Genomic DNA, 21619 nt, shown 5'->3' with positions numbered 1-21619 from the left:
TGTCATGGACCTGCAGACCGTCTGGTTCGTCGCCGTCGCGGTGCTCTGGACCGGCTTCCTGCTGCTCGAGGGCTTCGACTTCGGCGTCGCCGCACTGCTGCCGGTGCTCGGCCGCCGCACGCAGGACCGGCACCTGATGCTCCGGTCGATCGGGCCGCTGTGGGACGGCAACGAGGTGTGGCTGATCACCGCCGCCGGCGCGGTCTTCGCCGCGTTCCCCGGCTGGTACGCCACCTGGCTGCCCGCCCTGTACCTGCCGTTCGTGCTGGTGCTGGTCGGGCTGATCATCCGGGCGGTCGCCTTCGAGTGGCGGCACTCCCACTCCGCCGCGAGCTGGGACACCACCTGGACCCACGTCATCACCGCCGGCTCGCTCATCGCCTCCCTCGGCATCGGCGCCGCCCTCGGGGCCACCACGCTGGGGCTGCCGATCGACGCCGACGGCAACCGGGTCGGCGGCGCCTTCGCCGGGCTCGGCTGGTCGGCGCTGCTGGGCGCGGTCGCCGTCCTCGGGTTCTCCCTGGTGCACGGCGCGGTGTTCCTGGCCTTGAAGACCGACGGCCCGGTGCGGCTGGCCGCCCGCGCCTTCGCCCGGCGCTGGGCGCCGGTGGCCGCGCTGCCGCTGCTGCTGTGGGCGCTGCTGGTCCAGCTGCGCTCGGGCACGGTCGCCACCGCGGTGCTGCTGCTGGTCGCCGCGCTGGCCGTGCTCGTCGCATGGGCGCGGATCCGGGTCGACCGGGAGGGCCAGGCCTTCGCCGCCTGGGCGGTGGTGCTGCTCGGCTCGGCGGCCACGATCTTCGGTGCGGCCTACCCGGTCGTCGTCCCCTCGACGATCGACCCCGCCTTCGACGTGACCATCTCCGACGCCTCGGTCAGCGACTACACGCTCACCGTGATGACCTGGGCGGCCGGCGTCGGGCTCCCCGTCGTGCTCGGCTACCAGGCCTGGACCTACTGGGTGTTCCGCAAGCGCCTGTCCGCCGAGCCGGCGACGGCGCCGGAGCCGGTGACCGCATGAACCGTCGTCCTGGGGATCGCCGAAGTGGCCACAATGGCGAGCCGGCGGGCGCGGGGCGCGGGCCGCTGGGGGCGCTCGCCGGGGTGCCGGGGCTGACCGGCGCGCTGGCCCGGGCCGCGGCCCTGGCGCTGGTCCAGACCGCGGGCGTGGTGCTGCTCGCCGCCGGGCTGGCCCGGGCGGTGGCCGACGTCGCCGGCGGGACGACGCCCGGCACGGCCCTGCTGGTCGCCCTGGCCGGGGCGGCCGTCCGGGCGGCGGGGTCCGGGCTGGGCCAGGTGCTGGCCGCGCGGGACGCCCGCCGGGCCGAGGACGCCCTGCGCCGCCGGCTGCTCACCCGGCTGCTGGACGGCGAGGGCGAGGCCGCCTCGGCGGCCGGCGGCACCGGACCGGCCGCCGTGCTGGCCACCACCCGACTGCACGACCTCGGCCCCGCGCTCGCCACCTACCTGCCCGCGCTGGCCCAGACCGCCGTCGTCCCGCCGGTGCTGCTCGTCGTCCTCGGCGTCACCGACCGGCTGTCCGCCCTGCTGGTCGCGGTCACCCTGCCGCTGGTGCCGCTGTTCATGGCGCTGGTCGGGCTGCACACCCGGGACGAGACGGCCGAGGCCGCCCGCGCGCTGGACCGGATCGCCGGGCACGTCGCCGAGCTGGTCCGCGGGCTGCCGGTGCTGGTCGGCCTGGGCCGCGCCGCCGACCAGCTCGCCGCGCTGGCCGAGCTCGGCGAGACCCACCGCCGCCGGACGTTGGCCACGCTGCGCACCGCGTTCCTGTCCGCGCTGGTGCTCGAGGTGCTGGCCACGCTGTCGGTCGCGCTGGTCGCGGTCACCGTCGGCGTCCGGCTGACGCACGGCTCGATGGACCTGGACGTCGCCCTGCTCGCCCTGCTGCTGGCGCCGGAGGCGTTCGCCCCGCTGCGCGCGCTGGGCTCGGCGCACCACGCCTCCGAGGACGCCGCCGAGGCCGCGGCCGCCGCCCGCGCGGTGCTCGCCACCCCGGCGCCGCGGCCCGTCGTGGGCGAGCTCCCGGCCGGCCGGCCGCGCGGCCTCACCGTCGACGACCTGACCGTCACCTTCCCCGGCCGGGGCGGTCCCGCGGTGGACGGCGCGTCGTTCACCGTCGACCCCGGTGAGCTGGTCGCGCTGCGCGGGCCGAGCGGCTCGGGCAAGTCGACCGTCCTCGCCGTCCTCGCCGGGCAGCTGCTCGACGGAGCGAGCGCCCGGGTCAGCGGCACGGTGCTGCGGCCGGCCGACGTCGCCGTCGTCCCGCAGGCCCCGACCACGGTCGCCGGCACCGTCGTCGACGAGCTGCGCCGGCACGCCGGGGACGTGGAGGCCGGCCGCGCCACCGACCTGGCCGACACCGCGCTGGACTGGGTGCAGGGCACCCACCTGCGCGAGCGGGCCTGCCGCACCCTCTCCCCCGGCGAGCTGCAGCGGGTCGCCCTGGCCCGGGCGCTGGTCCGGGTGCAGCGCGGCGCCCGGGTGCTGCTGCTGGACGAGCCGACCGCGTCGCTGGACGCGGACTCCACCGCCGCCGTCGCCGAGCTGCTGCTCCGGCTGCGCGGCTCGCTGTGCACCGTGCTGGTCACCCACGAGCCGGCCCTCGCCGCCCTGGCCGACCGCACCGTCGAGCTCCCCGGCGTCCCGGCCCTGCCCCCGTCGGCCCCCCTCCTTGCGCCCCACCGCGCCTTTGTGGCCACAAAGGCGATCGAGCCGTTGGCCGTCGTGGCCGATGTGGCCACGAAGGCAGGACCCGGCCGGGACGCGGGGTTGTCGTGGCCGCGGCGGGCGGTGGTCCGGGCGGTCGCCGCGGGCGCCGCCTCCAGCGCCTTCGGCATCGCGCTCACCGCGGTCTCCGGCTGGCTGATCGTGCGCGCCGCCGAGCAGCCGCCGATCCTCACCCTGATGGTGGCGATCGTCGCCGTGCGCGCCTCGGGCCTGGGCCGGGCGGTGCTGCGCTGGCTGGAGCGGCTGGCCACCCACGACGCCGCCTTCCGGCTGGCCTCGGCCACCCGGCTGCGGCTGTGGAGCGCGCTGGTCGCCCAGGGACCCGCGGCCGACCGGACGCCGGGCCGGGCGCTGGCCCGCCTGGTCGGGGACGTCGGGCTGCTCCAGGACCTCTCGGTGCGGGTGGTCGCCCCGCAGTGGGTCGCGGGCGTCGTGCTCACCGGGACGACGGCGGTGCTCGCGGTCCTCGACCCGCGGGGCGGCGCGCTGGTCGCCGCGGTGGTCGGCGCCGCGGTGCTGGTCACGGTCGGCGTGCACCGCTGGGCGGACCGCGGCGTCGCCCGGTCCGCAGCCGAGCTGCAGACGGTGACCCTCCGCGAGACCACCGCCACCCTCGAGGCGGCGGCCGACCTCCGCGCCCACGGGCTGGCACCGGCCGCGGCCGACCGGCTCGACGAGCTGGGCCGCCGGCAGGGCCGGGCCGCCCAGGCCGGTGCCGCGGCCGCCGCGCTCGGCGACGCGGTCGCGGTGCTCGCCACCGGCTCGGCCGCCGTGCTGGCGCTCTGGGCCGGCGCTGCCGCGGTGCAGGCCGGCCGGCTGGACGCCCCGGTCGCCGCCGTCCTCGCCCTCGCCCCGCTCGCCCTGCTCGAACCGCTCACCGCGATCGGGTCGACCCGGCGGAACCGGACGGCCTGGCGGGACGCGCGGTCCCGGGTGGAGGCCGTGCTCGCCGAGCCGGTCGCGGCCGACCCGGCACCCGAGGACCGGGTCGCCGCCCCGGCGCCGGTGCGCGAGCTCGCCACCGAGCGGCTCACCGCCGGCTGGCCGGGCCGCCCCGCCGTCCTCGCCGACCTGGACCTGGTCGCGACGGCCGGCTCCGGCTGGCTGGTGGTCACCGGGCCGTCCGGCTCGGGCAAGTCGACGCTCCTGTCGGTGCTGATGGCCTCGCTGCGGCCGGCCTCGGGCGAGTACGTGCTCGGCGACGGCCGCCGGCCCGTGCCGACCGACCGGCTGACCCGCGCCGACGTGCAAGCCGCGATCGCCTGGTGCCCGCAGGACGCGCACGTCTTCGACGCCTCGGTGCGCGCCAACCTGGCACTGGCCCGCCCGCGGGGCGAGCTGGCCGGTCCGGACGGCGAGCAGGCGATGCGGACGGCGCTGACCGCCGCCGGGCTGGGCGCGCTGCTGGCCGACCTGCCCGCGGGCCTGGACACCCCGGTCGGCGCGGGCGGCACCGCACTGTCCGGCGGCGAGCGCCGCCGGCTGGCCGTCGCCCGGGCGCTGCTGGCCGACCGGGACGTCGTCCTGCTCGACGAGCCCACCGCGCACCTGGACCCGCCGACCGCCGCCGCGCTGGTGACCGACCTGCGCCGGGCGCTGGCCGGGCGGCTGGTCGTCTGCGTCACCCACGACCCCGCGGTCGCCGGTGAGCAGGACAGCGTGCTGACACTCGCTCCGCACGCACCGGCACCGGCGCGCCGCTGAGCGGAGCCCCTCACCGTGCGCCGAGCCCGCCGGAGGAGGAATGTGGACCGGTGGACCTCATCGCGCGCTTCACGGCGACCCTCGCCGCCGACGCGGGGGCGGGGGACGACGGGCACCTGCTGCCCGGCCGGCTCGCCCGGGCCGCCGCCGAGGCGCTCGGTGTCGACGGCGCGGGGCTGAGCCTGCTGGCCGCGGAGACCGGCCGCTCACCGCTGGGCGCGAGCTCGGCGGACGCCGCCCGGGCCGAACGGCTGGAGTTCACCGTGGGCACCGGCCCGTGCCTGCTCGCCCACGAGACCGGGCAGCCGGTGTTCGTCGTCGAGGAGGACATCCGCCGGCGCTGGCCCGCCTACGCCGACCTCCTGGTGGACGAGACCCCGTTCCGCGGCATCGCCTCCTTGCCGCTGCGCTCGCCCCTGACCCGGGTCGGCGCGATGAACCTCTTCTTCGCCGACGCCGCCGACGTGCCACGGCTGGACGTGTTCGCGGCGCTCACCGTCGCCGACCTGGTCACCTCCGCGCTCACCGATGCTCTCGTCTGGTCGTCCTGGACGGTGGAGAGCGGTCCGGAGTGGCTGCACAGCCCCCCGGCCCGGCGGCGGGCGGTGGTGTGGACGGCGGTGGACCGGACCTGCGTCGCCCTCGACGTCGACGCCCCGGCGGCCCTCGCGCTGCTCCGGGCCTACTCCTACTCCGCCGGCCGGTCGGTGGACTCCGTCGCGGCGGACCTGGTCAGCGGCCGGGTCCGGCCTGCCGACGTGCTGTGCCGGCCCGGCGGGGACTGAACCGTCGGGGGTCTTTGGCAGGCTGGGCGGCATGGCCCAGCCCACCGTCGAGGAGTTCCTCGCCGACCTGCAGCACCCCCGCGCCGACGACGTCCGCCGGCTCCGCGCCGCGATCATGGCCTCCAACGACGAGCTCACCGAGCACGTGAAGTGGAAGGCCCCGAGCTTCTGTCACCGCGGCGTCGACCGGGTCACCTTCCGGCTCTTCCCCGCCGACCACCTGCAGCTGGTGTTCCACCGCGGTGCCAAGCCGCAGGACACCGAGGGCTTCGAGTTCGGCGACGACGCCGGGCTGCTGCGCTGGGTGGCCGCTGACCGCGCGGTGCTCACCCTCGGCGACCCGGCGGAGGTCGCCGCGCAGCAAGAGGCGATCGTCGCGCTGGTCAACCGCTGGGTCGCGGTCTGAACCGGCGCTACCCGCACTCCGGGCCGGCCGGGACGTCGACCCGGATCTCCCGGCCCAGCTCGGCGTCGACGAGCGGGAGGTCGTCGCCGGACCAGAAGCTGCCCGGGTCGTAGGCGTTCAGCGGCCGGTTCGCGGCCAGCAGGCCCATCGCGGTGTAGGTGGTCGCTGCCAGCTCCGCGCAGAAGATGGTGTCGTTGCTCAGGCGCCGGCGCACCTTCCCGGTCAGCCAGCCGCGCGCCAGGTGCCGGGTGGTCGGGAACGGCTTGCCGTCGAGCCGGGCGATGGTGCGCAGGACGGCGTCCTCCATCTCCCGGGTCACCCCGCCGTCCTCGGCCGGGCCGACCAGCTGCCGCAGCCAGGCCTGCTGGCCGTACCGCTTCTTCCACACGCAGACGGCGTCGGAGAGGTCGTGCAGCTGGACGCCCCGCTGGTGCCGGCCGGACCACACGTCGGCCAGCGAGTGCCCGAGCTCGGCGTGCCACAGCAGCGGCGGCAGGTCGTCGAGCACGACGGCGACGCCGACGTGGTTGACCGGGGCGTTGGTGACCGTCTGGACGGCACGGTCGGCGAGGGACCCGCCGCGGAAGACCCACACGTCGCCGGTACGGGTCAGCTCGACCGCCTCCGGAAGCGACAGGGAGCCGGGCGACGTACGCGACACGACACGGGAGTGAGCCACCTCACTAACATAACGGCTCATGCGCCTGTCGAAGCTGTTCGGAGTCGCCGGGATCGTCGGCGTAGCGGCGACCGGTGCGGTCCTCGTCCGCCATGAACGCCACCGCCGCGCCTACAGCGCCGAGGAGGTGCGGGCCCGGTTGCAGGGCCGGGTCGTCGAGGCCGCCACCGCGCCGGCCGACCCGGACATGGTGCCGGACTGGCCGGCCGAGGTGCAGCGCCCGCAGCGGCACCCGATGGAGGTCCTGCTCAGCGCGGTGATGCGGATCGGTCCGCTGCGCCGGTTCTGATCCCTGAGCTCCGGCTCACACGCCACCGCGTGCGCGGGGCGGTTCTGCCCGCTCGCCCGGGAGAGGACACTGCGGGGCGCGGGGGGACGGACCGGGAGGAGCACGTCATGTCCGAGCACCCCCACGCCACCCTCGTCCGGGAGGCCTACGACGCCTTCGCCAAGGGCGACCTCGCGGCCCTCGACGAGGTCTTCGCCGAGGACGTCCGCTGGCACCTGCCCGGCCGCAACCAGCTGTCGGGCAGCTATGTGGGCCGGGCTGCGGTCTACGAGATGTTCGGCCGGCTGATGGCGGTGACCGAGGGGTCCTTCCGGATCGAGGTCCGCACCGTGCTCGCCGACGACGAGCACGTCCTCGCCCTGGTGGACGTCTCCGCGCGCAGCGGCGAGCGGTCCTTCGCGATCACCGACGTGCACGTGTGCCGGATGGAGCGCGGCAGGATCGCGGAGTTCTGGGACACCACCGGCGACCAGTACGCCGCGGACGCCGTCTTCGGCTGAGGCTCAGCCGACACCCGGGGGCAGGGCGGCGCCCTCGTCCTTGAGGACGACGCCCGACGCCCCCAGCTGCCGGGCGGCCTGCAGCAGCGCCACCAGGGTGTCCGCCGCCTGCGCGTAGGACAGCCCGTGCGGCGGACGGACGTTGGAGATGCAGTTGCGCTCCGAGTCCGCCCGCCCGGGCCGCGGGTCGTGGGTCAGGTAGAGCCCGAGGCTGTCCGCGGAGCTCAGGCCCGGCCGCTCGCCCACGAGCACGACGACGATCCGGGCCCCCAGCGCCTCCCCGACCGGGTCACCGAGGGCGACCCGCGCCTGGTGCGCCAGCACCAGCGGTGCCACCGACCAGCCGGGGAGCCGCTCGAGCACCGCGGTCACCGTGCCGGCGGCGTGCTCGTGCACCGCCCGCGGACTCAGACCGTCGGCGAGCACCAGCGCCAGGTCGGCGTCGCCGGCGGGCAGCTGCGTGCCGTCCGCCAGCCGGCGGCCGAGGTCCGGCCGCTGCAGGTAGGTCGTCCGGTCCGGCGCCTGGCTGTGCACCTCGACCAGCGGCAGGCCGACCCCGGCGTCGGCGAGCGCGGCCCGCACCCGGTCGGCGTCCAGCGGGGTGTGCACGGCGTCCCGGGCGACCGCGTGCGCGGCCCGGAACTCCAGTTCCCGTGCCGTGGGCAGCCCGTCCCCGGCCCGGCCCAGCGCCACCCGCGCGCGGGTGGCGTTCCGCAGCAGCGACCACGGGTCGTTCGCCGGGGCAGGGGTGGCCACTCCTGCCCCGTCGGGGGCGGTCATCCGGCGGCCGCCAGGAGCGCCCGGACGGTGGGGGTGTCGGCGGCGAGCTCGCGGACCCGGCCGGCGTCGTCGAGCAGGTCCATCCGGGCCAGCCAGGCCTCGAACTCCGGCGCCGGGCGCAGGTCCAGCACCGCGCGCGCGGTCAGCACGTCCTGGAACGACAGCGACTGGTAGTGCAGCATCACGTCGTCCGACCCGGGGACGGCGATGACGAACGAGCAGCCCGCCGCCCCGAGCAGCAGGGTCAGGGTGTCGGTGTCGTCGCCGTCGACGTCGGTGTGGTTGGTGTAGCAGACGTCCACGCCCATCGGCAGGCCGAGCAGCTTGCCGCAGAAGTGGTCCTCCAGCCCGGCGCGGACCACCTGCTTGCCGTCGTAGAGGTACTCCGGGCCGATGAAGCCGACGACGGTGTTCACCAGCAGCGGCTCGAAGTGCCGGGCCACCCCGTACGCGCGGCACTCCAGCGTCTGCTGGTCGACCGCCCGGCCGTCGACGCCGTGGTGGGCGTCGGCCGACAGCGCCGACCCCTGCCCGGTCTCGAAGTAGGTGACGTTGCGCCCGACGGTGCCGCGGCCCAGCTCCAGGGCGGCGGTCCGCGCCTCGGCGAGCAGGTCCAGGGTGACGCCGAAGCCCCGGTTGCCGGCCTGGGTGCCGGAGACGGACTGGAAGACCAGGTCGACCGGGGCGCCGGCCTCCAGCGCCCGCAGCGTGGTGGTCACGTGCGCCAGCACGCAGGACTGGGTGGGGATCTCGTAGCGGCTGATCACCGCGTCGACCAGCTCCAGCAGCGCGATCGTCTGCGCCGGCGAGTCGGTGGCCGGGTTGATGCCGATGACGGCGTCCCCGCTGCCGTGCAGCAGACCGTCGAGGATGGAGGCGGTCACCCCGACCGCGTCGTCGGTGGGGTGGTTGGGCTGCAGCCGGGAAGCCAGCCGCCCGGGCAGCCCGAGCGTGCTGCGCAGCCCGGTGACCACCCGGGTCCGCCGGGCGACGGCCACCAGGTCGGCGTTGCGCATCAGCTTGGAGACCGCGGCGACCATCTCCGGCGTCAGCCCGCGGGCCAGCCCGGAGATCGCCGCCTCGTCGCGCTCCGCGGCCCGGGCCAGCAGCCACTCGCGGAACCCGCCCACGGTCAGCGAGGCCACCGGCGCGAAGGCCGCGGCGTCGTGGGTGTCGAGGATCAGCCGGGTGACGTCGTCCTCGTCGTAGCCGACCACCTGCTCGGTGAGGAACGTGGCCAGCGGGACGTCGGCGAGGGCGTACTGCGCGGCCACCCGCTGCGCCTGCGACTCGGCCGCCACCCCGGCGAGCACGTCGCCGGAGCGGGCCGGGGTGGCCTTGGCCAGCAGGTCCGACAGCGAGGCGAACTCGTGGGTGTGCCCGCCCAGCGTGCTCCGGCGGACCGTCACCGGAGCTCCTCGTCGGCGGCCGCCAGCGCGGCGAACTCCTCCTCGGGCGCCGAGGCCACCAGGTGGTGCCGGCTGTAGAGGGCGAAGTAGGCCAGGAAGACGGCGTAGGCGCCCAGCGTCCACAGCGCGGCCTCGACGTCGACGAGGAAGGTGGCCACCACCGCCGCCGCGGCGAGCACCAGGGCGACACCGGTGGTCGCCACCCCGCCCGGGGTCCGGTAGGGCCGCGGCAGCTCCGGCTCGCGGCGGCGCAGCACGATGTGGCTGAGCATCATCAGCACGTAGGAGACCGTCGCGCCGAAGACGGCCATGTTGAGCAGCATCGCGCCCTGCCCGGTCAGCGACAGCACGAAGCCGATCGCGCCGGGCACGAGCAGCGCCAGCACCGGCGCCTTGCGGGCGTTGGTGACCGACAGGGCGCGGGGCAGGTAGCCGGCCCGGGACAGCGCGAAGGTCTGCCGGGAGTAGGCGTAGATGATCGAGAAGAAGCTGGCCACCAGGCCGAACAGGCCGGCGTAGTTGACCACCCGGGTCAGCCCGTCCGACGCCCCCGCGGCGGCCAACGCGTCGACCGGTGGGTTGCCGGACTCCGCCATCGCCGCCGAGCCGCCGGCGCCCGGGGTGAACACCAGCATCAGGACGGCGAGGGCGACCAGCACCGCCATCGCCGCGATGATCCCGCGCGGCATGGCGCGGGCGGGGTCGCGGGCCTCCTCCGCGGCCAACGGCACGCTCTCCACGGCCAGGAAGAACCAGATCGCGAACGGGAACGCCGCCCAGATGCCGATCAGGCCGTAGGGCAGGAAGTCCGAGGCGCCGGCGGCGTCGGTGGGCGCGATGTCGAGCAGGTTGGCGGAGTCGAACTGCGGGATGGCGCCGACCAGGAACACCAGCAGGCCGGCCAGTGCGATGACGGTGACGACGAACATCGCCTTGAGCGCCTCGCCGACGCCGAGCAGGTGGACGCCGATGAACAGCGCGTAGACCGCCAGGTACACCCACCAGCCGTCGGTGATGCCGAACAGGCCGAGGGACTCGACGTAGGCGCCGATGAACGTGGCGATCGCCGCCGGTGCGATGGCGTACTCGATGAGCACCGCGATGCCGGTGGCGTAGCCGCCCCACGGGCCCAGCGCCCGCCGGGCGAAGGTGTAGCCGCCGCCCGCGGTCGGCAGCGCCGAGCCGAGCTCGGCCAGGCCGAACACCATGGCGGTGTACATGACCGCCATCAGGACGACGGCGATCAGCAGCCCGCCGAAGCCGCCCTCGGCCAGCCCGAAGTTCCAGCCGGCGTAGTCGCCGGAGATGACCGCGGAGACGCCCAGCCCGGCCAGCAGCAGCCACCCCGCCGTCCCGGAGCGCAGTTCACGCTTCTGCAGGTAGCCGGCGTCGACCGCCTCGGCCTCGACTCCCCGCCCGGGTCCGTGCGGTGCTGAGGCGGCTGCGGGTTCGGCGGTCATCGGGGCCCTCCGGCTGGGCGCCCGCCGGTTCGGGCGCGCGGCCAGCGTGTCCCCCTCGCCCGCGACGGTCAACGGGGTGCGACGCTCCGGAACACGTTGTTCACGCGCGGCCGAGCAGCTCCCCGGCCAGCTGCGCGGCGTACGGGTGGCCGAACAGGCCGGGCAGGCCGCCGGTGTGCAGGAAGACCGTGCGCCCGCCGGGCTGGACCGAGCCGTCGGCGACCGCGGCGGCCAGGCCGGCCAGTGCCTTGCCGGTGTAGACCGGGTCCAGCACCAGCCCCTGGGTGCGCGCCGCGGTGGTCATCGCGGCGGCCGCGGCGTCGGTGAGCAGCCCGTAGCCCTCCCCCACCTGGTCCCGGCGCAGCCGGAGCCCGCCGACCGTCGCCCCCAGCGCGGTCGCCAGGGCGGCGACCCGGACGTCGGGGTCGGCGACCGCGCCGGTGTCCACCCCGAGCACCCGCTCGGCGCCGAGCCCGGCGACCAGGCCGGCCATCGTGCCGCCCGAGCCGACCGCCACGACGACGGTGTGCAGGTCGGGCAGCTGCTCGGCGAGCTCGGCGGCGCAGGCCAGGTAGCCCCGGGCGCCGGTCGGGGTCGAGCCGCCCAGCGGCAGCACGGCGGGCACCTCACCCTGGCCGCGCAGCTCGCCGGCCACCTCGGCGACCCGCGCGTCGACGTCCTCCTCCGGTCCGACGACGACCACCCGGGCGCCGAACAGCTCCTCCAGCGCGAGGTTGCCGGCCCGGGCGGCGTCCGCCTCGCCGGAGAGCACGAGGACGGCGCGCAGGCCCCGCACCGCCGCGGCGGCCGCGGTCATCCGGGCGTGGTTGCTCTGCACCCCGCCGCTGGTGACCAGCACGGTGGCGCCGCCGGCCTCGGCCTCGCCGACCAGGTGCTCGAGCTTGCGGACCTTGTTGCCGCCGGCGAAGGACGTCAGGTCGTCGCGCTTGACCCACAGGTCGTCCGGCTGGAGACCGAGAGCGGCGGCGAGCCGCGGTGCGGGGTCCAGCGGGGTCGGCCAGGGAGAGAGGCGCACGGGTGCGGTCGTCACCGGCCCAGCCTGCCCGAGTGCCGATCCGGCCGGCGGATCAGCCCACCTCGAGCAGCCGCAGGTCGCGGACGTAGCTGCCGGTGCCCCGGCGCACCCTCGTCGCGGTCGGCTGCAGCGCGTCCCCGACCGGGCGCAGGACCACCGCGACCGGCCAGCGGCCGAACAGGACCGGCTGCGCCCAGCCGGCCCGCGGCAGGGACGGACGGCGCAGCGCCGGGCCCTCGATGCCGAGCACCAGCACGGCGGCGAGCACCGCCATCAGCGCGACCGTGCCGAGCGCGGTGGGCAGCCCGGCGTGCTCGGCGAGGAACCCGATCACCGGCGGGCCGCCGAGCAGGCCGGTGTAGCCGACGGTCGTGGCGAGTGCGACGCCCGAGGGCCCGCCCAGGACACCGGCCCGGGCGATAACCAGCGGGAAGACGTTGGCCAGGCCGAGCCCGACCAGCACGAACCCGGCCAGGGCCACCGGCAGGGACGTGGTGAGCACCGCGGTGAGCGCGCCGACGGCGGCCACCAGCGCCCCGCCGACCAGCAGCCGGCGCTCCCCGAGCGCGCCCACCAGCCGGCCGCCGGCCAGCCGGCCGACCGCCATCGCCGAGGAGAAGCCTGCGTAACCGGCCGCGGCGAGCGCCGGCCCGGCGTGCAGCTGCTCGCGCAGGTGCAGCCCGCCCCAGTCCGACAGCGCGCCCTCGCCGTAGGCGGTGGCGCCCGCGACGGCGCCCAGCACGACCAGGACGGCGGTCGGCCGGGGACCGGCGTCCGCCGCGGTCCCGGGGGCGACCTGCTCGGCGGCCCGGGTGACGGCGTCGGCGCCGGCCAGCAGCGGCCCGGCCCACGCCATGACGGCCAGGCCGAGGACGGTGACGGCCAGCAGGTGCGGCAGCACGCCGACCAGCGCCGACGCGACTCCGCCGAGGAGCGCGCCGAGCAGCCCGCCGGCGCTGAACGCGGCGTGCAGCCCGGACAGCAGCGGGCGGCCGGCCCGGGCCTCGACCTGCACGCCGACGCTGTTGGCGGCGACGTTCACCGCGCCGGTGGCGGCGCCGAACACCAGCAGCCCGGCGCAGAGCGAGGGGATGCCGGTGGCGAACCCGGGCAGCACGGCGCAGGCGCTGGCGGCGATGCCGGCCACCGCGGCGGTCAGGCCGGTGCCCAGCCGGGCGCAGAGCGCGCCGGTGAGCTGCATGCAGGCGAGCGCGCCCAGGGACAGGCAGAGCAGGGCGACACCGAGCGCGGTGTGACCGGCGCCGGTCGCGGCGCTCACGTCGGGGACCCGGGCGGCCCAGCTGCCGAAGACGAACCCGTCGAGGGCGAAGAGGACGGCGACGGCCGCCCGCAGCCGGGACGGCGAGGGGTCGGGGGTGGAGGCACGGGTGAGGACAGATCGGAGCATGGGAGACCTTCACGGGGTGTTCGCGCGGCACCGCAGTGCGACGGGCGGGGGTCGGAGAGCACACGACCTCGGGCGCTGACTCCACGGTGCCATGCACACGTGAGCGGCGTGTGTCAACACCGTGTCCAGCAGGCGTGAGTGTCCCCACGTCGCTGTCCCGTTGGTCACACCGGCGCCTCCGGTTGCCCCAGCTCCCCGCTGCCCCGAGGGTCAGGGGATGACCGGGACCTTCTCGCGCGGACTGATCGCCGGCGCTGCCGGCACCGTCGCGCTGCACGCCGCCACGTACCTCGACATGGCCGTCCGCGGCCGCCCGGCCAGCACCGTCCCGCAGGAGCTGGTGGACGCCGTCGCCGGCGCCGCCGGCACCGCGGTCCCCGGCCGCGGCGCCGCCCGGGACGCCCGCCGCCGGGGCCTGGGCGAGCTCGCCGGCATCGCCAACGGCGTGGGCCTCGGGGTGGTCTTCAGCCTGGTCCGCTCGGCGGGGGTGCGGATGCCGTTCCCGGTGGGCGCGGTGGTCAAGGGCGCCGCCGCGCTGGCCGCCACCGACGTCCCGGTCGCCGTCCTCGGTGTCAGCGACCCGCGGCAGTGGTCGCGCGAGGACTGGATCGCCGACGCCCTGCCGCACCTGGCCTACGGCGCGGTCGCGCAGGCGGTGGTGGCCGGGCTGCCGACGCCGGAGGAGCGGGTGCTCCCCCGCCAGGCCGCGTCGGCCGGGCTGGTCGGCCGGTCGCTGCTGCTGGGGGTGGCCACCGGCGGCCGCAGCTCGCTGGGCGTGGCCGCGCCGATGCTCACCGCGGCCGACAGCGGCGCGGTCAAGAAGCTGTCCAACCTCGCCGCGGTCGCCGGGGAGCTCTACGCCGACAAGCAGCCGGGCACGCCGGACCGCACCAGCGCCGGCGCGCTGCCCGCCCGGCTGGCCAGCGGCGCGGCGGGAGCCGGCATGCTGGCCAAGCGGCAGGGGGCGAACGCCGCGCTGCCGCTGCTGGCCGGGATCGCCGGCTCCGCGGCCGGGTCCTACGGCGGGCTGGCCTGGCGGACGTGGGCCGGCGGGCGGATGCCCGCCCTGCAGGCCGCGCTCGTCGAGGACGGCGTCGCGCTGCTGCTCGCGCTGGCCGCCTGCCTGCCCGGCCGGCGTCGCTCCACCCGGCTGACCCTGGTGTCGACGCCGGCCTGAGGCTGCTCAGCCGCGCCAGGCGGGGTCGCGGCCGGTGAGCCCCAGGGCCCGGTCGAAGGCCGGGGCGTCGGCGGGCACGGGCACCTCGGGTCCGTACCAGCCGCCGTCCCGGCCCATCTGCGCGACCGGCTGCACCGCGGCGAGGGTGGCCTCGCCCAGCTCGGCCGGGACGTCGTAGGGCACCCCGATCGCCCGGGCGAGGTCCCAGCCGTGCAGCACGAACTCGGCCAGCATCAGCGGGCCGACGACCCCGGCGGGCATCGGTGTCGTGCCCATCAGCGTCTCGCCCTCCCACGCCGCCGGGTCGGCCCAGGCGTCGGCTGCGGTGTCCAGCTCGGCCGGGACCGCCGCCGCCCACTGCTCCACCGGGACCCCGTCGAGGAACGGTGCCGGGGTGGGGCTGCTCCAGTCGTGCTCGAGCGGGGTGCGGGTGGCCGCCCGCTGGGACAGCACCGCACCCCAGGCCAGGTGGTCGACCAGGGTGCGCACGTCGTAGTCGCCGCACGGGGTGGCCGTGGTCAGTCGGTCGGCGGGAACCGCGCGGAGGGGGCCGGCGGCCAGCTCGGCGGCGGCCCGCACGGCGGAGGTCGGCGTCAGGGTCTCGGTCATGCCGCCAGCCTGCACCCGGCGCCGCCCCGGGTCTTGTACTTCCCCGACAGGCAACCGGGGCGGGCCAGCCGGCGGGTCAGCCGGCGACGAACCCGGAGCGGTAGGCCAGCACGACGGCCTGGGTGCGGTCCCGCGCCCCGGTCTTGGCCAGCACGGCGGCGACGTGGCTGCGGACCGTCTCCACACCCACCACGAGCTGCTCGGCGATCTCCGCGTTGCTCAGCCCCTCGGCCATCGACCGCAGCACCTCCTGCTCCCGGGCGGTGAGCCGCAGCAGCCCCGGGCCCAGCACCGGGTCGGGAGCCCGGACGTGGCGTCGGGCGAGCTCCCGCACCGCGTCGGGGAACAGCAGCGACTCCCCGCGGGCCACCGTGCGGATGCCGTGCAGCACCTCCTCGGGGCTGGACCGCTTGAGCAGGAAACCGTCGGCCCCGGCGGCGAGGGCCTCGAACACGTGGTCGTCGTTGGCGAAGGTGGTCAGGACCAGCACCCGCGCCCGGGAGCCGGCCCGGACGAGGGCCCGGGTGGCGGCGATGCCGTCCACCCGGGGCATCCGGACGTCCATCAGCACGACGTCGGGCGCGCTCCGGCCGACCAGGTCCAGCACCTCCGCGCCGTCCCCGGCCTCGCCGACCACGAGCAGGTCGTCCTCGCTGCTCAGCACCGCGGCCAGCCCGCTGCGGATGAGCGGCTCGTCGTCGACCAGGGCCACCCGGATGGTCACCGCGCCGCTCCCCGCGCGTGCACGGGCAGCCGGACGGCGAGCTGCCACCGGCCGTCCGGATCGGCGCCGACGTGGACCTGCCCGCGCAGTGCCTGCACCCGTTCCCCGACCCCGCGCAGGCCGCGGCCGCCACCGGGCCCGCCCGCGAGCGCACCCGCCGTCGCGTTGACCAGCCGCAGCTCCAGGTCGTCCCCCGACGCGTCGACGACGACCCGGCAGGCCGCACCCGGGGCGTGCCGGAGCACGTTGGTCAGCCCCTCCTGCACGATCCGGTAGGCCTCCCGGGAGACGACCGCCGGCAGTCCGGCGACGGCGCCGGTGACCGCGACGTCGACCTCGGCCCCCGCCGCGCGGGCGGTGGCGGTCAACCCGTCGAGGTCCCGCAGGTCCGGGGACGGGACCACGTCGCCCGGCGTGCCCTCCTCCTCCCGGAGCAGACCCAGCACGTGGTCGAGGTCCACGAGCGCCCGACGGGTGGCGTCCTCGGTCGCCCGGATCGCCTGCTCGGCCGCGGCTGGGTCGCGCAGCAGCAACCGGCGGGCGGCGCCGGCCTGGACGCTGGCCAGGCTCAGCGCGTGCCCGACGCTGTCGTGCAGCTCGCGGGCCAGCCGGTCCCGGCCGGTGAGCACCGACACCGACGCCTCGGCGGCGGCGAGCCGCTCGGCGGCCGGGCCGGCCAGCAGCCGGGGCGCCAGCGCGGCCAGGCCCCGGCCGAGCAGCTCACCGCCGACGACGGTGAGCCCGACCAGTCCGAGGGCGAGCAGCAGCCGGGCCGGCCAGGCCGCGGGCACAGCGACGCCGAAGACGTCCTCGCCGCCACCGGTGTCCAGTCCGATCACCACGGCCGCCGGGAGGCCGACGATGAGCAGCGCACCGGCGACCGTGCCGGCCAGCACGTGCAGCGCGAGGAGCAGCGAGGTGCGTCCCCGCTGGCGCCAGGTGGCGGCCGGGCCGGGCCGGTCGGGAAACCCGGGGGCCAGCAGCCCGCCGACGGCGACCGCCTCGACCGGCCGGACCTCCCCCAGGGTCCCGACGGCGAGCACTGGCGTCCCGACCAGCAGCAGCACGAGCAGCCCGGCGAGAACCGGCGGGAGGCCCGCGGTGGCGATCGCCTCGGCGGGCCAGGCGAGGACGATGCCGACCGCGACCCCGATCGCCCCGCCGATCAGCAGGTACAGCCAGCGCAGCAGCGACCGGCGGACCGCCGGCCCCCGCGCCGCGTGTGCCACCGGACCATCCTGGCCGTCGGCGTCCGGTCCGGGAAGCCCGGACCGGACGGCGACGTCAGGCACGTACCGACCGGCCCGGCTCGCCCTGTCCGCAGGTGCGGCACGCGCCCCGGCGGCGGAGGGCGTAGGCGGTCACGGCGGCGCCCAAGGCCAGGCCCCAGGGCAGGGTCGGGAAGAGCAGCAGCATCAGCCAGCCCATCGGGTTGCCGTCCGCGATCTCCTCGACGGCGAGGGCGACCATGCCGGGGGTGGAGGCCAGCAGCACGAGGGCGACCAGGCCACCGGCCAGCACCGGCACCACGACGGGCACCGGGCGGCCGCGCAGCACCGGCACCCAGGAGGGCCAGGTCTCTCCCCACGGACGGAGGAGGCCGGCGGTCAGCACGGCCCCACCCAGGGCGGCGAACCCGAGCCCCAGCCCGAACAGCCGCATGGCCGGCTCCAGGTCTCCGCCCTCCGGCATCCCCAGCGGCCAGGGGGTCAGCCAGGTCATCCGGACCAGCGCGTAGGGCAGCGGGCAGGCGACGGCGATCCAGGTGGCGACCCGGCCCCAGCGGAGCGCGGCGGCCGGCTCGGTCCACCGGGCGGCGGGCCGGCCGCACACCCGGCAGCGCCCGGTGGCCGCCCGGCGCAGCAGGACCGCGACGGTGCCGAACAGCGCGGCGCCGACGAGCACCAGCCCCAGGTGCGCCGGCGGGCTGGCGTGCTCGGCGAAACCGTCCGACAGCTGCCCCGCCAGCCGGCTGATCGTGGCCGGCCGCAGCACCCCGGAGACCACCCCGGCGGCGACCAGGGCGCCCACGCCGAGCAGCCAGGGGCGGACGCGCCGGTCCCGCACCGCCCCGACGGCGAAGACGACCAGGAACGCGGCCGGGCCGACGATGGCGCACAGGTAGCCCAACAGCGTCAGCACGCCGACGTCGGCGGCGACGCCCAGCAGCAGCCCGGCCTGGACGGCCAGCGCAGCAGCCACCGCCCGGGACGACGGACGCCACCGCGCGAGGAGGGCCAGCAGCAGTCCGGTCGCGGCCAGGCCGATCACCAGCCAGGCGGACGGGATGCGGTGCAGCGCGGCCAGCAGGCCGACGCGGCCCTCGTCGTCGAAGCCGGGCCAGCTGTCCGGGTCGACGATCCAGCGCACCCCGAGCAGCAGCTGCAGCAGGCTCCATCCGGCCGCGCCGAGCAGCAGTCGCTGCACGGTCCGGGTCGGGGGTGCGGCGCTGCGAGGTGGTGCGTCCTGCGTGTGGGCGACGGTCACGGGAGACCTCCGGGAGTGCGGCCCGGGCCTGTCCCGGGAGCACGTCCAGCCTGGAGAGCGCGGCCGCGCACGGGCTCCCCCGCGCGGGGGAGCCGTCTCCGCCGAGCGGGTGGACTACCCGGCCGCGCGGTCCGCGGCGGTGAGCAGCCAGCCGGGCCCGGTGACCCGGGCGGTGAGCGGCAGCCGCTCGCGCAGACCGCGGTCGGCGGTGACCACGAGCAGGTCGCCGTCGGCGAGCTCGGCGGCAACGGCGGCCAGCGCGTCGTCGCCGCTGCCGGCAGCACGCACCACCCGCACCCCGGCCGGTGCCACGACGTCCCGGGCCCGGCCCTCGACGACCGCGACGAGCGCGACCACCGGCAGCGGTGCGCCGTCCGGGCCGGGCGGCGCCGTGCCGGGCAGTGCCGCCAGCCGGTCGAGCAGCCGTGCGGTGGCGCCGGCGCGGTCGCGCCACCAGCCGTCGGGGCGCGCGCCGACGGTGTTGGCGACGTCGACGAGCAGGACGGTCACCGGCGGCGGGAGGTGCCGATCGCCGCTGTGCCCGCGGCGACCAGCAGGCCCACCACGGCCAGCCAGAACAGTCCCTTGACGATGAAGCCGATGACGGTCATCGCGATCCAGATCGCGAACAGCACCAGGACGAGGAGCAGAAAGGGGCGCACGCTCCGACCGTAGGCCCTGCGGGCGCCGCTCAGCTGCCCTCGGACGCGCCCGTCCGCCAGTAGCCCATGAACGCCACCGACGTGCGCGGGACGCCGAGGTCCCGGACCAGGCGGCGGCGCAGCGCCTTGACCATCCCGGCCTCGCCGGCCAGCCACGCGTAGCAGCCGTCGGCACCGGCCCCCGGCACCTCCCAGAGGATGCCGCCGGTGAGGTCGACGTCCTCCGGCTCGACCCCGGCCGCCGGCGCGGCGATGCCGAGCTCGCACAGCGCGGCGTGCACCGCAGGACCGAGGGCCTCACCGCGGGCCCGGCCGCCGCGGATGAGCCAGCGGGCCTCGACGCCCGGCGGGACGGCGAGGGACAGGACGTCGCCGGCCTCGGGGACCTCGAGGACGGCGACCGCCCGGCGGCCGGCGGGGAGCGCCTCGACGATGGCGCTGATCGCCGGGACAGCGGTCTCGTCGCCGGCCAGGAAGAGAGTGCTCTCGGGAGGCGGCGCCCACTCGACGCCCCACGCCCGGCCGGTGCCGGACCGGTCGGGGCCCAGCACGACGACCGGGTCGCCGGCGACCGCGGCGGCCGCCCAGCTCGCGGCGGGACCGGGGTGGCCGTCCTCGACGCCGTGCAGCACGAGGTCGACGTCGAGCTCGCCGAGCTGCGGCCGGGCCGCCCGCACGGTGTAGGTGCGCAGGAACGGGCGCACGTGGTCGGGCAGCGCGCAGTACTCCTGGTACCAGCCGGGGCCGTCGGAGAGCAGCTGCCGGACCGGCCCGCCGTCGCGGGAGAGCACCAGCTTGATCCGCTGGTCGGCACCGCCCACGCCGAAGCCGGTGAGGTCAGGACCGGCGAAGGTCAGCCGCAGGAAACTGGGGCTCAGCCGCTGGACGCGGCTGACCCGGGCGGAGAAGAAGCGGTACGACGGCGCGGCAGGCTCGGCCCACAGAGGCGCGGGCCGTTCGGTGGTGGCCGTCGTCATCGCAGGTCTCCCGGGATCGTCGTGCCGGCGCGATCACCGGATGTTGGTGAGGCTAACCTGACCTCATCGCCCAGGGAATGGCGGACCCGGACGTCGCGGGCTCCGACCGAGAGCCACGCAGATCGCGTCGGCCACCGCGTCGGGGTCCTCGTGCTCCCAGAACCGCAGCACCCGCCAGCCGAGGCCGGTGAGCAGGCTGTCGGTGCGCCGGTCGCGGGCGACGTTGGCGGACAGCTTCTCTGCCCACCAGGAGGAGTTGGCCGTCGGCTGATGGCCACACGTCGGACACGCGTGCCAGAAACAGCCGTCGATGAAGACGATGAGCTTGCGTCGTTTCCACACGAGGTCACCGCGGGCGCGGGTCTCCCGGCAGGGGCGGACGTCCACCCGGTACCGCACGCCCCGGGCGTGCAGCCGCCGGCGCACCGCCAGCTCCGGCACCGTGTCGCGGCGCCCCTGCGTGCGGAACCGTGCCCGGACCACCGCGGAGGACGCCGGCGGAGCGACGCGGAGGTCGACCGGCGCCGTGGGACCGCCGGCCGGGGTCACCTGCCCGCGGGTGCCAACGTGGGCTGGGTCGCCGTCTCGACCAGCCGGCACAGGCCGTTGACCAGGCGCAGCTGCTCGGGCGTCTGCACCGGTGAGGTGAGCAGCGCAGGGCTGCCGACCAGGTAGGCGACCGTCTTGGCCCGGGACAGCGCGACGTTGAGCCGGTGCCGGTCGAGCAGGAAGTCCAGCCGGCGGGGCACGTGCGCACCGCTGGAGGCGGCGAGTGAGAAGACCGCGACCGCGGCCTCCCGGCCCTGGAACTTGTCCACCGTGCCGACCTCGACCGCGCCGAGACCCACCGCGGCCAGCGCACCGCGCACCTGGTTGACCTGCGCGTTGTACGGCGTCACCACCAGCACGTCCGCCGGGCCCATGACCCGGTCCACCCCGCCGCCGTGCCAGGAGCAGCCCATCAGGTCACCCACCAGCGCAGCGACCACGGCCGCCTCCTCCGCAGAGGCCGCACCGTTGCCCTCGTGCTCCACCGCGACCCAGCCGATGCCCGCCGGTGCCGCCCAGCGCGCCGGTGCGTCGATCCGGTTCCCCGCGGTGACCGGCGCCGGCTGCAGCTCGCCCCGGTAGGAGAGCGCGGAGACCACCCGGCACAACGCCGGGGCCATTCGCCAGCTGCGGTCCAGGAAGACGCCGCGGTCGGCGCCCAGCACCTCGTCGTCGCCCAGCACGTGCTGCAACGCCGAGACGTCGGCCCCGTCGGGGTGGATGCCCCGGCCGGGTTGCCGCAGCTGCTGCGGGTCACCGAGCAGCACCAGGTTGGTCGCGGCTCGGCTCACCGCGAGGGTGTTGGCCAACGACAGCTGCCCGGCCTCGTCGATGACCAGCACGTCGAGCCGGCCGGCCAGCTCGGGTCGGGCGAACAGCCAGGAGGTGCCGGCGACCAGGTCGACCTCGCCGGCGTCGAGCGCGTCGACGACCTGCCCGTTGCTGCCCACGCACTGCACGTCGGCGTCGGCGCAGCGCTGCAGGTCGTCGGCCTTCTGCAGGGCACGGACCGGCACGCCCGCCTCACGGGCGGCGGCCATCACGGCATCGAGCAGGTTGCCGATCACCTTGTGGCTGGAGGCGGTCAGCCCGACCCGCTTCCCGGCGCGCACCAGGTCCACGACCGCCCGCGCCCCGGTGTAGGTCTTCCCGGCGCCGGGCGGGCCCTGCACCGCCAGCACCCCGCCGTCGAGCAGCCCGGCGAGCCGGCGGACCGCGCCCGCCGCACCCTCC

General features: G+C 77.0%; 22 protein-coding genes. 7 read left to right on the top strand and 15 right to left on the bottom strand.

Annotated features, from left to right (window positions below; translation table 11 throughout):
- The first annotated feature begins 4 nt into the window (after positions 1-4).
- Genes cydB through FHL79_RS16025 form a run of 4 tightly spaced genes read left to right on the top strand, consistent with a single transcriptional unit; the run spans position 5 to position 5640 of the window.
- Positions 5-1018 (top strand): cytochrome d ubiquinol oxidase subunit II, encoded by a 1014-nt coding sequence (cydB, locus tag FHL79_RS16040; RefSeq protein WP_138759587.1) that lies wholly within the window; start codon positions 5-7, stop codon positions 1016-1018.
- Positions 1015-4449 (top strand): thiol reductant ABC exporter subunit CydC, encoded by a 3435-nt coding sequence (gene cydC / locus FHL79_RS16035; protein ID WP_138759586.1) that lies wholly within the window; start codon positions 1015-1017, stop codon positions 4447-4449. The genes cydB and cydC overlap by 4 nt, the downstream gene beginning before the upstream one ends.
- A gap of 50 nt (positions 4450-4499) precedes the next feature.
- Positions 4500-5234 carry a GAF domain-containing protein gene (locus FHL79_RS16030; protein ID WP_138759585.1) on the top strand — a complete coding sequence of 245 codons (735 nt, stop codon included), beginning with the start codon at positions 4500-4502 and terminating at the stop codon, positions 5232-5234.
- A gap of 31 nt (positions 5235-5265) precedes the next feature.
- Complete coding sequence (locus FHL79_RS16025; protein ID WP_138759584.1) at positions 5266-5640, top strand: DUF1801 domain-containing protein; 375 nt, start codon at positions 5266-5268, stop codon at positions 5638-5640.
- A 7-nt stretch (positions 5641-5647) separates the two neighbouring features.
- Here the strand turns inward: FHL79_RS16025 and FHL79_RS16020 are convergent, their stop codons facing one another.
- The gene (locus FHL79_RS16020) at positions 5648-6319 is read right to left on the bottom strand and encodes a hypothetical protein (RefSeq protein ID WP_246080861.1); all 672 of its coding nucleotides are present in this window, start codon (positions 6317-6319) and stop codon (positions 5648-5650) included.
- Positions 6320-6338: 19 nt separating this feature from the next.
- Between FHL79_RS16020 and FHL79_RS16015 the strand changes: the two genes are divergently transcribed.
- Together FHL79_RS16015 and FHL79_RS16010 are read left to right on the top strand one after the other, a co-directional pair.
- On the top strand, positions 6339-6608 hold the full coding sequence (locus tag FHL79_RS16015; RefSeq protein WP_014741969.1) for a hypothetical protein: 270 nt from the start codon (positions 6339-6341) through the stop codon (positions 6606-6608).
- Between the two features lie 107 nt (positions 6609-6715).
- A complete protein-coding gene (locus tag FHL79_RS16010; RefSeq protein ID WP_138759583.1) occupies positions 6716-7108 on the top strand; it encodes a nuclear transport factor 2 family protein in 393 nt (130 codons plus the stop codon).
- 3 nt (positions 7109-7111) lie between these two features.
- Here FHL79_RS16010 and eutC read toward each other — a convergent pair whose 3' ends face one another.
- The 5 genes from eutC to FHL79_RS15985 all read right to left on the bottom strand — a co-directional run bounded on the left by eutC (position 7112) and on the right by FHL79_RS15985 (position 13201).
- On the bottom strand, positions 7112-7888 hold the full coding sequence (eutC, locus tag FHL79_RS16005) for an ethanolamine ammonia-lyase subunit EutC (RefSeq protein WP_138759582.1): 777 nt from the start codon (positions 7886-7888) through the stop codon (positions 7112-7114).
- The gene (locus FHL79_RS16000) at positions 7885-9297 is read right to left on the bottom strand and encodes an ethanolamine ammonia-lyase subunit EutB (RefSeq protein WP_138759581.1); all 1413 of its coding nucleotides are present in this window, start codon (positions 9295-9297) and stop codon (positions 7885-7887) included. The genes eutC and FHL79_RS16000 overlap by 4 nt, the downstream gene beginning before the upstream one ends.
- Positions 9294-10757 carry an ethanolamine permease gene (gene eat, locus FHL79_RS15995; protein WP_171058189.1) on the bottom strand — a complete coding sequence of 488 codons (1464 nt, stop codon included), beginning with the start codon at positions 10755-10757 and terminating at the stop codon, positions 9294-9296. The genes FHL79_RS16000 and eat overlap by 4 nt, the downstream gene beginning before the upstream one ends.
- A 100-nt stretch (positions 10758-10857) precedes the next feature.
- A complete protein-coding gene (locus tag FHL79_RS15990; protein ID WP_138759580.1) occupies positions 10858-11808 on the bottom strand; it encodes a pyridoxal-phosphate dependent enzyme in 951 nt (316 codons plus the stop codon).
- 37 nt (positions 11809-11845) lie between these two features.
- Positions 11846-13201, bottom strand: a complete 1356-nt coding sequence (locus FHL79_RS15985; RefSeq protein ID WP_138759579.1) for an MFS transporter — start codon at positions 13199-13201, stop codon at positions 11846-11848.
- A gap of 217 nt (positions 13202-13418) precedes the next feature.
- Between FHL79_RS15985 and FHL79_RS15980 the strand changes: the two genes are divergently transcribed.
- The gene (locus FHL79_RS15980; protein WP_138759578.1) at positions 13419-14378 is read left to right on the top strand and encodes a hypothetical protein; all 960 of its coding nucleotides are present in this window, start codon (positions 13419-13421) and stop codon (positions 14376-14378) included.
- A 6-nt stretch (positions 14379-14384) separates the two neighbouring features.
- On the opposite strand, the gene FHL79_RS15975 is transcribed toward FHL79_RS15980, so the two are convergent.
- The 9 genes from FHL79_RS15975 to FHL79_RS15935 form a co-directional block, all read right to left on the bottom strand.
- Positions 14385-14987, bottom strand: a complete 603-nt coding sequence (locus tag FHL79_RS15975; protein ID WP_138759577.1) for a TIGR03086 family metal-binding protein — start codon at positions 14985-14987, stop codon at positions 14385-14387.
- Positions 14988-15063: 76 nt separating this feature from the next.
- The gene (locus FHL79_RS15970; protein WP_138759576.1) at positions 15064-15711 is read right to left on the bottom strand and encodes a response regulator; all 648 of its coding nucleotides are present in this window, start codon (positions 15709-15711) and stop codon (positions 15064-15066) included.
- The gene (locus FHL79_RS15965; protein ID WP_171058188.1) at positions 15708-16940 is read right to left on the bottom strand and encodes a sensor histidine kinase; all 1233 of its coding nucleotides are present in this window, start codon (positions 16938-16940) and stop codon (positions 15708-15710) included. The genes FHL79_RS15970 and FHL79_RS15965 overlap by 4 nt, the downstream gene beginning before the upstream one ends.
- Before the next feature lie 55 nt (positions 16941-16995).
- Complete coding sequence (locus FHL79_RS15960; protein ID WP_138759574.1) at positions 16996-18198, bottom strand: hypothetical protein; 1203 nt, start codon at positions 18196-18198, stop codon at positions 16996-16998.
- 114 nt (positions 18199-18312) lie between these two features.
- Positions 18313-18708 (bottom strand): hypothetical protein, encoded by a 396-nt coding sequence (locus FHL79_RS15955; RefSeq protein ID WP_138759573.1) that lies wholly within the window; start codon positions 18706-18708, stop codon positions 18313-18315.
- The gene (locus FHL79_RS15950; protein ID WP_171058186.1) at positions 18705-18860 is read right to left on the bottom strand and encodes a hypothetical protein; all 156 of its coding nucleotides are present in this window, start codon (positions 18858-18860) and stop codon (positions 18705-18707) included. The genes FHL79_RS15955 and FHL79_RS15950 overlap by 4 nt, the downstream gene beginning before the upstream one ends.
- Before the next feature lie 29 nt (positions 18861-18889).
- A complete protein-coding gene (locus FHL79_RS15945) occupies positions 18890-19837 on the bottom strand; it encodes a siderophore-interacting protein (RefSeq protein WP_138759572.1) in 948 nt (315 codons plus the stop codon).
- Between the two features lie 63 nt (positions 19838-19900).
- The gene (locus FHL79_RS15940) at positions 19901-20386 is read right to left on the bottom strand and encodes a very short patch repair endonuclease (RefSeq protein WP_218938489.1); all 486 of its coding nucleotides are present in this window, start codon (positions 20384-20386) and stop codon (positions 19901-19903) included.
- A partial coding sequence (locus tag FHL79_RS15935) for a DEAD/DEAH box helicase (protein WP_171058187.1) occupies positions 20383-21619 on the bottom strand: 1237 nt, incomplete at its 5' end. The genes FHL79_RS15940 and FHL79_RS15935, both read right to left, overlap by 4 nt.

Origin of the sequence: Modestobacter altitudinis (assembly GCF_005930475.1) — a bacterium.
Taxonomy (GTDB): domain Bacteria; phylum Actinomycetota; class Actinomycetes; order Mycobacteriales; family Geodermatophilaceae; genus Modestobacter; species Modestobacter altitudinis.
Note: the sequence above shows the minus strand (reverse complement) of the source record. Positions and strands in the feature narration are given on the sequence as shown.